Annotated in this window: 12 protein-coding genes and 1 pseudogene; 12 read left to right on the top strand and 1 reads right to left on the bottom strand. The window is 40.9% G+C overall.

All coding sequences use genetic code 11. The annotated features are described in order from the left end of the window. Positions 1 to 7 precede the first annotated feature (7 nt). Positions 8 to 783, bottom strand: a pseudogene (locus HMPREF1481_RS10530) (aminoglycoside 3'-phosphotransferase). 55 nt (positions 784 to 838) lie between these two features. On the opposite strand from HMPREF1481_RS10530, the gene rlmD reads away from it, so the two are divergent. The 12 genes from rlmD (at position 839) to whiA (ending at position 13,280) form a co-directional block, all read left to right on the top strand. Further along, positions 839 to 2,206, top strand: a complete 1,368-nt coding sequence (rlmD, locus tag HMPREF1481_RS06375; RefSeq protein WP_016466670.1) for a 23S rRNA (uracil(1939)-C(5))-methyltransferase RlmD — start codon at positions 839 to 841, stop codon at positions 2,204 to 2,206. 117 nt (positions 2,207 to 2,323) lie between these two features. After that, entirely contained in the window at positions 2,324 to 3,082 is a 759-nt protein-coding gene (gene tpiA, locus HMPREF1481_RS06370; protein WP_006150433.1) for a triose-phosphate isomerase, read from the top strand. A 124-nt stretch (positions 3,083 to 3,206) separates the two neighbouring features. Next, positions 3,207 to 4,943, top strand: coding sequence for an ABC transporter ATP-binding protein (locus tag HMPREF1481_RS06365; RefSeq protein WP_016466669.1), 1,737 nt, complete (start codon positions 3,207 to 3,209; stop codon positions 4,941 to 4,943). 10 nt (positions 4,944 to 4,953) lie between these two features. After that, on the top strand, positions 4,954 to 6,735 hold the full coding sequence (locus HMPREF1481_RS06360) for an ABC transporter ATP-binding protein (protein WP_016466668.1): 1,782 nt from the start codon (positions 4,954 to 4,956) through the stop codon (positions 6,733 to 6,735). 148 nt (positions 6,736 to 6,883) lie between these two features. Continuing rightward, complete coding sequence (locus tag HMPREF1481_RS06355) at positions 6,884 to 7,402, top strand: Dps family protein (protein ID WP_016466667.1); 519 nt, start codon at positions 6,884 to 6,886, stop codon at positions 7,400 to 7,402. A gap of 127 nt (positions 7,403 to 7,529) precedes the next feature. Next, positions 7,530 to 8,036 (top strand): dihydrofolate reductase, encoded by a 507-nt coding sequence (locus tag HMPREF1481_RS06350; RefSeq protein WP_016466666.1) that lies wholly within the window; start codon positions 7,530 to 7,532, stop codon positions 8,034 to 8,036. 201 nt (positions 8,037 to 8,237) lie between these two features. Further along, the gene (gene clpX / locus HMPREF1481_RS06340; protein ID WP_025173284.1) at positions 8,238 to 9,470 is read left to right on the top strand and encodes an ATP-dependent Clp protease ATP-binding subunit ClpX; all 1,233 of its coding nucleotides are present in this window, start codon (positions 8,238 to 8,240) and stop codon (positions 9,468 to 9,470) included. Between the two features lie 8 nt (positions 9,471 to 9,478). After that, the gene (gene yihA, locus HMPREF1481_RS06335; RefSeq protein ID WP_006148034.1) at positions 9,479 to 10,066 is read left to right on the top strand and encodes a ribosome biogenesis GTP-binding protein YihA/YsxC; all 588 of its coding nucleotides are present in this window, start codon (positions 9,479 to 9,481) and stop codon (positions 10,064 to 10,066) included. Between the two features lie 9 nt (positions 10,067 to 10,075). Next, on the top strand, positions 10,076 to 10,456 hold the full coding sequence (locus tag HMPREF1481_RS06330; RefSeq protein ID WP_001140424.1) for a RidA family protein: 381 nt from the start codon (positions 10,076 to 10,078) through the stop codon (positions 10,454 to 10,456). Positions 10,457 to 10,507: 51 nt separating this feature from the next. After that, on the top strand, positions 10,508 to 11,398 hold the full coding sequence (gene rapZ, locus HMPREF1481_RS06325) for an RNase adapter RapZ (RefSeq protein WP_016466664.1): 891 nt from the start codon (positions 10,508 to 10,510) through the stop codon (positions 11,396 to 11,398). Further along, a complete protein-coding gene (locus HMPREF1481_RS06320) occupies positions 11,395 to 12,372 on the top strand; it encodes a YvcK family protein (protein ID WP_016466663.1) in 978 nt (325 codons plus the stop codon). Before rapZ ends, HMPREF1481_RS06320 begins: the two co-directional genes overlap by 4 nt. Continuing rightward, positions 12,369 to 13,280, top strand: a complete 912-nt coding sequence (whiA, locus tag HMPREF1481_RS06315; RefSeq protein WP_016466662.1) for a DNA-binding protein WhiA — start codon at positions 12,369 to 12,371, stop codon at positions 13,278 to 13,280. The genes HMPREF1481_RS06320 and whiA overlap by 4 nt, the downstream gene beginning before the upstream one ends. The last annotated feature ends 1 nt before the right edge of the window (position 13,281 follow it).

Here is a 13,281-nt window from a genome sequence, read left to right as displayed (position 1 = left end):
TTTTCTTTTATCCAAATGCTTCAAAGGCAGCAACGAGTCGAAGTTTATTGATATCGATCTGTTCTCTCCCGTAATAGTCAAGAAATAGTTCAGCGTATTTAGGGTCCTTTAGGTTATAGTTGAGGGACCAAACTATCCAAAAGAGATCGATATGTCGGTCACTAAAATCAGTCAAACCAAGGTCAATAAAACAAGAAAAATGGCTGGCATCTTTAAGAATCAAGTTTGGTAGACAGGCATCCCCGTGAATAAAGGCATCTGTTTTTAAAAGGTGGTCCTGCTCTTGAATAAGCTGAAAGGCTTCTTCACGACTATTAATCTGAAATTGGGGTAAGAGGACCTTAGCGTAAAATTTGCCCTGTTCATAGTTTTTAAAGGCTCTATCTTTATAGGTTTTTAAATGATTTTTAAAGGAAAATTTTGCGGGTTTAAGTTGTGAAGCTTTTTAAGAGCCTCTGCCATGCTTCGGCAGATTTTTTCTGGCTGATCTAAAAAAGCGAGTGCATTATGACCAATAGCTTCTTTGGTCAGAAGATAGTCTTTATCTGTAGATAGATAGTGGATGACTGGAGTTCCTATTCCCTCTTGTTCAAACCAACTTGCAATGCTAGCTTCTCGCTCTAAACGTCCCTTTCGATCTATTTTCAAGTAGTAACCTGAGTCAAGATAGAGGACGGTTGCTCCTGAATGAGAAGAGCTGTCAGAAAGGGTTGCCCCCTCTATATAAGTTCGTAATTGCTCAGGAAAATCCAATGGGGAAAAATGAGATGTCTCTGTATTCATGGTTTTATTGTAACATATTCTTAAACATTGAGAAACTACGTGGTATAATAGACTTATGAGTCTTAAAGTCAAACAAAAAATTCCATTAAAAATCAAGCGAATGGGGATAAACGGGGAAGGTATCGGATTTTACCAGAAAACACTCGTTTTTGTTCCAGGCGCCCTCAAGGGTGAAGATATCTATTGTCAGGTGACTTCTGTTAAGCGTAACTACGTTGAGGCTAAACTGCTTGAGGTCAATAAAAAATCTAAGTTTCGAGTGGTTCCAGACTGTACTATTTATAATGAGTGTGGTGGTTGTCAGATCATGCACCTACATTATGACAAGCAGCTAGAGTTCAAGACAGATCTTCTTCATCAAGCTCTAAAAAAATTTGCCCCTGCTGGCTATGAAAACTTTGAAATCAGACCAACCATTGGCATGCAAAAACCCAAGTATTATCGGGCTAAACTGCAATTCCAAACTCGAAAGTTTAAAGGCCAAGTTAAGGCAGGATTATATGCTCAAAATTCGCATTATTTGGTCGAGTTAAAAGACTGCCTAGTCCAAGACAAGGAGACACAAGCAATTGCTAATCGCATTGCTGAACTCTTGACCTATCATCAAATTCCGATTACAGATGAACGGAAAATCCTTGGTGTTCGGACCATCATGGTTCGCCGAGCACGGAAAACTGGGCAAGTTCAGATTATCATTGTAACCAATCGTCAATTGAATCTGACTCAATTTGTGAAAGACCTAGTCAAGGATTATCCTGAAGTAGTGACTGTTGCAGTCAATACCAATACTGCTAAAACAAGTGAGATTTATGGGGACAAGACAGAGATTATTTGGGGGCAGGATAGTATACGCGAGGGAGTCCTAGACTATGAGTTTTCTCTTTCACCTCGAGCTTTTTATCAGCTCAATCCTGAACAGACGGAGATTCTCTACAGTGAAGCTGTTAAAGCATTGGACGTGACTGAAGACGACCATCTGATCGATGCCTATTGTGGTGTTGGGACCATTGGTTTTGCTTTTGCTAAAAAAGTCAAAAGTTTGAGAGGGATGGATATTATTCCAGAAGCCATTGAGGATGCCAAAGAAAATGCCAAGCGCATGGGTTATACCAATACTCATTATGAAGCAGGAACTGCAGAAGAAATTATCCCTCGTTGGTACAAGGAAGGCTATCGTGCCGATGCTTTGATAGTAGACCCGCCGCGTACTGGTTTAGATGATAAGCTCTTGGATACCATCGTCAAATACGCTCCTGAAAAGATGGTTTATGTATCCTGTAATGTGTCTACCTTGGCGCGTGATTTGGTTAGATTGATGGAGGTCTATGACCTGCATTATATCCAGTCTGTCGATATGTTTCCCCACACGGCTAGAACAGAAGCAGTGGTCAAATTGACCAAGCGAAAGCCAGCTTCCAAATAGAAAGAACAACTGGAAAGTTTTTGAAAAGAAGGCTTCTAGTTACAGAGTAAGATTTGCAAGCTCCCTCTATTTATGATAAAATAAGTAGAAAATAAAATGAAAAAAGAGGTATGTGAAATGTCACGTAAACCATTTATCGCTGGTAACTGGAAAATGAACAAAAACCCAGAAGAAGCAAAAGCATTCGTTGAAGCTGTAGCATCAAAACTTCCTTCATCAGACCTTGTTGAAGCAGGTATCGCAGCTCCTGCAGTTGACTTGACAACTGTTCTTGCTGCTGCTAAAGGTTCAAACCTTAAAGTTGCTGCTCAAAACTGCTATTTTGAAAATGCAGGTGCTTTCACAGGTGAAACTAGCCCACAAGTTTTGAAAGAAATCGGTACTGACTATGTGGTTATCGGTCACTCAGAACGCCGTGACTACTTCCACGAAACAGACGAAGACATCAACAAAAAAGCAAAAGCAATCTTTGCGAACGGTATGCTTCCAATCATCTGTTGTGGTGAGTCACTTGAAACTTACGAAGCTGGTAAAGCAGCAGAATTCGTAGGTGCTCAAGTTTCAGCTGCTCTTGCTGGATTGACTGCAGAACAAGTAGCTTCAACAGTTATCGCATACGAGCCAATCTGGGCTATCGGTACTGGTAAATCAGCTTCACAAGACGACGCACAAAAAATGTGTAAAGTTGTTCGTGACGTTGTAGCTGCTGACTTCGGTCAAGAAGTTGCTGATAAAGTACGTGTTCAATACGGTGGTTCAGTAAAACCTGAAAATGTTGCTGAATACATGGCTTGTCCAGACGTTGATGGAGCTCTTGTTGGTGGTGCATCACTTGACCCAGAAAGTTTCTTGGCATTGCTTGACTTTGTAAAATAAGCCTCAAATATCTGAGACAGACAGTTTCCTCATTCGAGATTATGACTGCCTGTCTTCTTTTTGGTAAAATGGCGTGCGAAAGCACGCTCTTTTCTACGTTTCAGAAGAAAAAGAAAGGAGAATTATGCTTTATATTTGGTCTTATCTCAAACGCTATCCCAAGTGGTTAGTGTTAGACTTTCTCGGGGCGATTTTCTTTGTTATTGTCAATCTGGGTCTACCGACTATTCTGGCCCGCATGATTGACCAGGGAATCAACCAAGGAGACAAGGGTAAGCTCTATTTTTGGGCTATCGTCATGTTGGTTATTATCGTCCTGGGAACATGTGGGCGGATTGTTCTAGCCTACGCCGCTAGTAAACTGACCACCAATATGGTTAAGGACATGCGAAATGATGTTTATGCTAAATTACAAGAGTATTCACATCACGAATATGAACAAATCGGTGTATCTTCACTAGTTACTCGTATTACCAGTGATGCCTTTGTACTCATGCAGTTTGCAGAACAAACGCTTAAGTTGGGTGTTATCACACCCATGATGATGCTGTCGAGTATTCTCATGATTTTCTTGACGAGTCCTTCACTAGCCTGGATTGTAGCTTTTTCCGTTCCTTTTCTGGCTGTAGTAGTCATTTATGTGGCGGTGAAAACACGTCCCTTATCTGAAAAGCAACAGAAAACACTGGATAAGATTAACCAGTATGTCCGTGAAAATTTAATGGGCTTGCGAGTGATTCGTGCCTTTGCACGTGAAGATTTCCAAGAAAATCGTTTTGAAGAGAAAAATGCAATCTATGCGGACAATTCCAATCGCTTGTTTAAATTAACTGGTTTGACAGAACCGCTTTTTGTGCAAATCATTATTGCCATGATTGTGGCTATCGTTTGGTTTGCCCTTGATCCACTGAAGCATGGAAATTTGCAGATTGGGGATTTGGTGGCCTTCATCGAGTATAGTTTCCATGCTCTCTTGTCCTTCCTTTTCTTGTCAAACCTCTTTACCATGTATCCACGTACGGCTGTGTCTAGTGAGCGTCTGAAGGAAATCATGGACATGCCTATTTCCATTGATCCAAATGAGGATGGAATTCAAGAAACAGAAACACATGGTTATTTAGAATTTGATAATGTGACCTTTGCTTATCCTGGTGAAACGGAAAGCCCTGTTTTGCATAACATTTCCTTTACTGCTAAACCGGGAGAAACCATTGCATTTATCGGTTCAACTGGGTCAGGTAAGTCTACTCTGGTTCAATTGATTCCTCGATTCTACGATGTTACGCTAGGAAAAATAAAGGTCGATGGTGTAGACGTCCGAGATTACCGTCTCAAATCACTCCGTCAAAAGATTGGATTTATTCCACAAAAGGCCTTGCTCTTTACAGGAACTATCGCAGACAATCTCCGTTACGGGAAAGAGGATGCCAGTCATGAGGATTTGCACCAAGCAGCTGATGTAGCTCAAGCCAAAGACTTTATCGAAAGTCGAGAAGAAGGTTTTGCGACTCATCTGGCTGAAGGGGGAAGCAACCTATCAGGTGGTCAGAAACAACGCTTGTCTATTGCCCGAGCAGTCATCAAGGGTCCAGACATCTATATCTTTGATGATTCTTTCTCAGCCTTGGACTACCGTACAGATGCTATTTTGCGCCGTCGTCTCAAGGAAGTGACGCAAGATGCAACGGTTTTGATTGTTGCGCAGCGTGTTGGAACTATCATGGATGCTGACCAGATTATCGTCCTTGATAAGGGTGAAATCGTTGGTCGTGGCCGTCATCAAGAATTGATGGAAACCAATGATATCTATCGAGAAATTGCTGAGTCGCAGCTGAAAAATGCGTCTCTGACAGAAGAATAGGAGGTAAAGGATGAAACAACAATCTAGTCTAGCTCGTCTATGGAGCTATTTAAAAGCCTACCGATTCTCTGTTTTCTTTGCAGTCTTCTTGAAAATAGTCAGCGTTATTATGAGTGTCATCGAGCCTTTCGTATTGGGGCTTGCCATCACAGAATTAACTAGCAATCTCCTTGCTATGGCAAATGGTGTTGCAGGAGCGGGGATCAATACCAGCTATATCGCAGTAATTCTAGTGATCTATCTCTTGCGTGGTCTTCTCTATGAGTTGGGTTCTTACTACTCGAACTACTTTATGACCAATGCTGTGCAGTCTATGGTACAGGATTTGCGAAATGAAATGAGTGAAAAAATCAATCGCATCCCTGTGTCTTACTTTGACAAGCACCAGTTTGGAGATTTGTTAGGCCGTTTTACCAGTGATGTAGAGACTGTTTCAAATGCCCTTCAACAATCTTTCTTACAGATTGTCAATGCAGTCTTTACCATTCTTTTTGTTATGGGAATGGTGCTCTATCTAAATCTTCAGTTGGCTATCGTTGTCATTTTATCGATTCCGGTTACCTATTTTGGGGCTAAAACGATTCTAAATTGCTCGCAACCATACTTTAAACAGCAAGCAGCCATTCTGGGACAAATGAATGGGTTTGTACAGGAAAGCTTGACTGGTTTCAATGTTCTTAAACTTTTCGGACGTGAAGAGAAATCTCAAGAGAGATTTGAAAAGATTACGGATGAATTGCAACAGGTTGGATTCAAGGCAAGTTTTATTTCAGGTTTGATGATGCCTGCCTTACACATTGTATCTGACTTAACTTATCTGATAGTCGCTGTCCTAGGAGGATTGCAGGTTATTGCAGGACGCTTGACGATTGGTAATATGCAGGCTTTTGTTCAGTATGTGTGGCAGGTCAGTCAACCAATCCAAAACATCACTCAGTTAGCTGGACAAATGCAAAGTGCTAAGTCTTCGCTTGACCGTGTCTTCGAAGTTTTGGATGAACAGGAAGAAGTTCAAACTGTGGAAGTAAAAGACTTGGCGCCATTGACAGGTCAAGTTAGCTTCAAGAATGTTGATTTCCAATATGTGGAAAATAAACCATTGATTCGCGATTTCAACCTAGATGTTGAACCTGGAGAGATGGTAGCTATCGTTGGACCTACTGGAGCAGGGAAAACAACATTAATCAACCTTCTCATGCGTTTTTACGATGTGACAGCTGGTGCCATTTTAGTGGATGGTCAAGATATTCGAGACTTGTCTCGTCAGGACTACCGTCGACAGTTTGGGATGGTTCTACAGGATGCCTGGCTCTATGAAGGTAGTATCAAGGAAAATCTTCGCTTTGGAAATCTTGAGGCAACGGATGAGGAAATCGTTGAAGCTGCTAAGGCTGCCAATGTAGACCACTTTATCCGTACTCTTCCTGGTGGTTACAACATGGAGATGAACCAAGAGTCAAGTAATATTTCTCTTGGTCAGAAGCAGTTGTTAACTATCGCGCGTGCTCTCTTAGCAGATCCAAAAATTCTAATCCTTGACGAAGCGACCTCATCGGTCGATACACGTTTAGAACTCTTGATTCAAAAGGCCATGAAGCGTTTGATGAAGGGGAGAACAAGCTTTGTTATCGCTCATCGCCTTTCAACTATTCAGGAAGCTGACAAAATTTTGGTGCTGAAAGATGGGCAGATTATCGAACAAGGAAATCATGAAAGTCTCCTAGCTGCAAAAGGTTTCTATTATGACCTTTATCAAAGTCAATTTTCTGGTAAAAACAGAGAAAATAGCTAGGATAAATAGTCACTCATTTTCTTAAATTATCAGTCAATTACAACTTTTTTAATATGAGTTAATTTCCTTGCTTTTGTCTACTTGGAGTAGTATACTGAGGTAGTAATCAATAAAGATGGTTACAAAAAATAATAATGAGGTGAGAAAAATGGTAGAATTGAAAAAAGAAGCAGTAAAAGATGTAGCAACATTAACTAAACCAGCGGCTGAAGCGCTAGTAAATACAAAGGAAGTTTTGAATCAAGCCGTAGCTGACTTGTACGTAGCACATATCGCTCTTCATCAAGTACACTGGTACATGCGTGGACGTGGATTCATGGTATGGCATCCTAAGATGGATGAATACATGGATAGTCTAGATGCTTACCTTGATGAAATCAGCGAACGCTTGATTACACTTGGTGGCAAACCATACTCTACTTTGACAGAATTCCTTCAACACAGTGAAATCGAAGAAGGAGTTGGAGAATTCCGCAACGTAGAAGAAAGTTTGGAACGTGTCCTTGAAATTTATCGTTACCTCATCACTCTTTTCCAAAAAGCTTTGGATGTAACAGATGAAGAAGGTGATGATGTAACCAATGATATCTTCGTTGGTGCTAAAGCTGACCTTGAAAAAACAGTCTGGATGCTTGCAGCAGAATTAGGACAAGCACCTGGTTTGTAAGATACTGTACTTTTCTAAAAATCCGTAGAAGTTTTCTACGGATTTTTTCTATTCAGGAGGGCATTCCAAAACAGTCTTTTTTGAAGATTTTTGATAAAATAGAACTATCAATGAAAAGGATGAAAGCATGACAAAGAAAATCGTAGCCATTTGGGCTCAAGATGAAAAGGGTGTGATTGGGAAAGAGGATCGCTTGCCTTGGCATTTGCCAGCAGAGTTAAAACATTTTAAAGAAACAACCTTGAATCATGCCATTTTAATGGGTCGTGTAACCTTTGATGGGATGGGTCGACGATTGCTTCCAGGACGTGAAACCTTGATTTTGACGCGCAATCCCGAAGAGTCAATTGAAGGAGCACTGGTTTTCCAAAATGTTGAGGATGTTTTAGACTGGTATCATCATCAAGCTAAGAATCTCTATATCATTGGTGGCAAGCAGATTTTTCAGCTTTTTGAACCTTATCTCGATGAGATTATTGTGACACAAATTCATGCTCAAGTTGAAGGGGATACCTATTTCCCAGCAGATTTTGACTTGACTGCTTTTGAGACTGTTGCAAGCAAATCTTATTCCAAAGATGAGAAAAATGTCTATGATTTTACCATCGAATATAGAAAGAGAAAGGAAGTCTAATGGAGCGCAGTATTTTTGGATTTTTTACAGCTCTTTTGTGTGCTGTCTGTCTTGTAGCTGGAACACACGCTTTTCGTAAAAAGCGCTTTGGACTTGCTACTCTGCTATGGCTAAATGCTTTCACAAACTTGGTGAATAGCATTCATGCTTTTTATATGACCTTATTTTAGATAGAATGAATAGTTAGAACGGAAGGGAATCATGTCTACAAATAGGAAAAATGATATGATGGTTTATTGCTCATTTTGTGGCAAAAGCCAAGAAGAAGTTAAAAAAATAATTGCTGGGAACAATGCCTTTATCTGTAATGAATGTGTGGAGTTGGCTCAGGAAATTATTCGTGAGGAGTTGGCTGAGGAAGTTTTGGCGGACTTGTCTGAGGTACCAAAACCAATCGAACTCCTAAATATTTTGAACCACTATGTGATCGGTCAAGATCGTGCCAAACGTGCTTTGGCAGTGGCTGTATATAACCACTACAAACGCATCAATTTCCATGACACTCGTGAAGAGACTGAAGATGTTGATTTGCAAAAATCAAACATTTTGATGATTGGCCCAACTGGTTCAGGGAAGACTTTCCTTGCTCAAACACTTGCTAGAAGTTTGAATGTACCTTTTGCCATTGCAGATGCAACAGCTCTTACTGAGGCTGGTTATGTAGGTGAGGACGTGGAAAATATCCTCCTCAAACTCTTGCAAGCTGCTGACTTCAACATCGAACGTGCAGAACGTGGAATTATCTATGTAGATGAGATTGACAAGATTGCTAAGAAGAGCGAGAACGTGTCTATCACACGTGATGTTTCTGGTGAAGGTGTTCAACAAGCACTCCTCAAGATTATCGAAGGAACTGTAGCTAGCGTGCCACCTCAAGGTGGACGTAAACATCCACAACAAGAAATGATTCAAGTGGATACAAAAAACATCCTCTTTATTGTGGGTGGTGCCTTCGATGGCATCGAAGAGATTGTCAAACAGCGTCTGGGTGAAAAAGTGATTGGTTTTGGACAAAACAACAAGGCCATTGACGAAAACAGCTCATACATGCAAGAAATCATCGCAGAGGATATTCAAAAATTCGGTATTATTCCTGAATTAATTGGACGCTTGCCTGTCTTTGCAGCCTTGGAGCAGTTGACTGTGGATGACTTGGTTCGCATTTTGAAAGAGCCAAGAAATGCCTTGGTTAAACAATACCAGACCTTGCTTTCTTATGATGATGTTGAGCTTGAATTTGACGACGAAGCTCTTCAGGAAATCGCTAATAAAGCCATCGAACGTAAAACTGGTGCGCGTGGTCTTCGCTCAATCATCGAAGAAACCATGCTAGACGTTATGTTTGAGGTTCCAAGTCAAGAAAATTTGAAAACTGTTCGTATCACAAAAGAAGCAGTTGACGGAACAGCTAAACCAATCCTAGAGACAGCCTAGAGGTGACTATGGAAATCAATACACACAATGCTGAGATTTTGCTGAGTGCAGCTAACAAGTCCCACTATCCGCAAGATGAACTTCCTGAGATTGCTCTTGCAGGTCGCTCAAATGTGGGGAAATCGAGCTTTATCAACACCATGCTTAATCGTAAGAATCTAGCTCGTACCTCTGGAAAACCAGGAAAAACACAACTACTCAATTTCTTTAATATTGATGACAAGATGCGTTTTGTGGATGTACCCGGCTATGGATACGCCCGTGTTTCCAAAAAGGAACGTGAAAAATGGGGTCGTATGATTGAGGAGTACTTGACTACTCGAGAAAATCTTCGGGCAGTTGTTAGTCTCGTTGACCTTCGTCATGACCCGACAGCAGATGATGTGCAGATGTACGAATTTCTTAAGTATTATGAGATTCCTGTCATCATCGTGGCGACTAAGGCAGACAAAATTCCGCGTGGGAAATGGAACAAGCACGAATCAGCTATTAAAAAGAAATTAAACTTTGATCCAAGTGATGATTTCATCCTCTTTTCTTCAGTGACAAAAGCAGGAATGGACCAAGCTTGGGATGCTATTTTAGAAAAATTATGAGGAATACATATGGCAAAAACAATTCATACAGATAAAGCTCCAAAAGCAATCGGACCTTACGTTCAAGGAAAAATCGTTGGCAATCTTTTGTTCGCTAGCGGTCAAGTACCTCTATCTCCTGAAACTGGAGAAATCGTAGGAGAAACAATCCAAGAACAGACAGAACAAGTCTTGAAAAATATTGGAGCTATTCTAGCAGAAGCAGGAACAGATTTTGACCATGTTGTTAAAACAACTTGTTTCTTGAGTGATATGAACGACTTTGTACCTTTTAACGAGGTATACCAAACAGCCTTTAACAAGGAATTTCCAGCTCGTTCAGCTGTGGAAGTAGCTCGTCTACCTCGCGATGTAAAAGTCGAAATTGAAGTCATCGCAGAGATTGGATAAGCTAGTAGAAGTTTGGTTCTTCCAAACTTCTTTTGATATAAGGAGACTATGATGACAAAGAAACAACTTCACCTGGTGATTGTGACAGGGATGAGTGGTGCAGGGAAAACTGTAGCCATTCAATCCTTTGAAGATTTAGGATATTTTACCATTGATAATATGCCGCCTGCTCTCTTGCCAAAGTTTTTGCAGTTGGTCGAGACCAAGGATGATGACCACAAGTTAGCCCTAGTGGTTGATATGCGTAGTCGTTCTTTCTTTTCAGAGATTCAGGCTGTCTTGGATGAGTTGGAAAATCAAGATGATTTAGACTTTAAAATCCTCTTTTTGGATGCGGCTGATAAGGAATTAGTGGCACGTTATAAGGAAACAAGAAGAAGTCACCCACTAGCAGCAGATGGTCGTATCTTGGATGGAATCAAGTTGGAACGCGAACTCTTGGCGCCTTTGAAAAATATGAGTCAAAACGTGGTAGACACGACAGAGTTAACTCCACGTGAACTTCGAAAGACCATTGCAGAACAGTTTTCAGACCAAGAACAAACGCAGTCTTTCCGAATCGAGGTGATGTCTTTTGGGTTTAAATACGGAATTCCAATTGATGCCGATTTGGTATTTGATGTTCGCTTCTTGCCAAATCCTTACTACCTTCCTGAACTCCGTAATCAGACGGGTGAGGATCAGGCGGTTTATGACTATGTGATGAATCATGAAGAATCTGAAGATTTCTACCGTCATTTGTTAGCCTTGATTGAACCAATTCTGCCAGGTTACAAGAAAGAAGGTAAATCAGTTTTAACCATTGCAGTTGGTTGTACTGGGGGACAGCATCGAAGCGTTGCCTTTGCCAAACGATTAGCCAATGATTTGGCTAAAAATTGGCCTGTAAATGAAAGCCATCGTGATAAAGACCGAAGAAAGGAAACGGTAAACCGTTCATGAGAAAACCAAAAATTACGGTGATTGGTGGTGGAACCGGTATCCCTGTTATTTTAAAGAGTTTACGGGAAAAGGATGTCGAAATTGCAGCAATTGTAACCGTTGCTGATGATGGAGGTTCTTCAGGAGAGCTTCGTAAGAACATTCAGCAATTGACTCCTCCTGGGGATCTTCGCAATGTTCTTGTGGCTATGTCAGATATGCCAAAATTCTATGAAAAGGTCTTTCAATACCGTTTTTCTGAGGATGCTGGTTCATTTGCAGGTCATCCCCTAGGAAACATTATTATTGCCGGTCTTTCTGAAATGCAGGGCTCGACCTATAACGCCATGCAATTGCTGAGTAAATTTTTCCACACGACAGGTAAAATTTATCCTTCAAGTGACTATCCTTTAACACTCCATGCTGTCTTTAAAGATGGAACAGAAGTAGCTGGGGAAAGTCATATTGCAGACCATCCAGGTATGATTGACCATGTCTATGTGACCAATACTTTGGATGATGAAAAACCACAGGCAAGTCGCAGAGTCGTCAATACCATTCTCGAGAGTGATATGATTGTTTTGGGCCCAGGTTCGCTCTTTACATCGATTTTGCCAAATATTGTCATTGAGGAGATTGGACAAGCACTTCTTGAGACCAAGGCTGAAATTGCCTATGTCTGCAATATCATGACCCAGCGTGGAGAGACAGAACATTTCTCAGATAGTGATCACGTAGAAGTCTTACATCGTCATTTGGGTCGTCCATTTATCGATACCGTTCTTGTTAATATTGAAAAGGTTCCGAGAGATTATATGGATACCAACCGTTTTGATGAATATTTGGTGCAGGTTGAGCATGATTTTGAAGGTTTGCGCAAACAAGTACCTCGTGTCATTTCATCAAACTTCCTACGTTTGGAAAATGGTGGAGCCTTCCATGATGGAGATCTAATCGTGGACGAGTTGATGCGAATTATACAGGTGAGAAAATGAGTTTCACAGTAGCAGTAAAAGAAGAAATCCTAGGTCAGCACCATCTGAGTCGCTATGAGTTATCAGCAATTATCAAGATGTCTGGTAGTGTAGGTTTATCTAGCTCTGGTTTGACATTATCCGTCATTACAGAAAACGCTAAGTTAGCTCGTCACCTCTATGAATCTTTCCTGCACTTTTATGGCATCAAGTCGGAGATTCGTCATCATCAAAGAAGTAATCTTCGGAAAAATCGTGTTTATACTGTGTTTACGGATGAGCGAGTCCAAGAATTACTGGCAGATTTGCGTTTGGCTGATTCTTTCTTTGGTCTAGAGACTGGGATCGATCCAGATATTTTAGGAGATGAGGATGCTGGACGTGCTTACCTTTGTGGAGCCTTTTTGGCAAATGGGAGTATTCGGGATCCTGAGTCAGGAAAGTATCAGTTAGAAATTAGTTCCGTCTATGTGGACCATGCGCAAGGGATTGCCTCGCTTTTGCAGCAGTTCTTATTAGATGCCAAGGTTATCGAACGAAAAAAGGGAGCAGTAACCTATCTCCAAAGAGCCGAAGATATAATGGATTTCCTGATTTTAGTGGGAGCCATGCAGGCGCGTGATACTTTTGAAGGGGTCAAGATTCTCCGGGAAACTCGAAATGATCTCAATCGAGCTAATAATGCAGAGACAGCTAATATTGCACGTACGGTTTCTGCAAGCATGAAAACTATTAACAATATCAGTAAAATCATGGATACCATTGGTCTAGATAGTCTACCAGTCGATTTGCAGGAAGTAGCACATCTGCGTATCCAGCATCCAGACTATTCTATTCAACAATTGGCAGACAGTTTGACAAATCCACTCACCAAAAGTGGTGTCAATCATAGATTGCGAAAGATCAACAAAATTGCAGATGAAATTTAAA

The sequence above is a fragment of the Streptococcus sp. HPH0090 genome, from assembly GCF_000411475.1.
GTDB lineage: Bacteria > Bacillota > Bacilli > Lactobacillales > Streptococcaceae > Streptococcus.
This window is presented reverse-complemented; position numbering and strand designations above follow the sequence as displayed.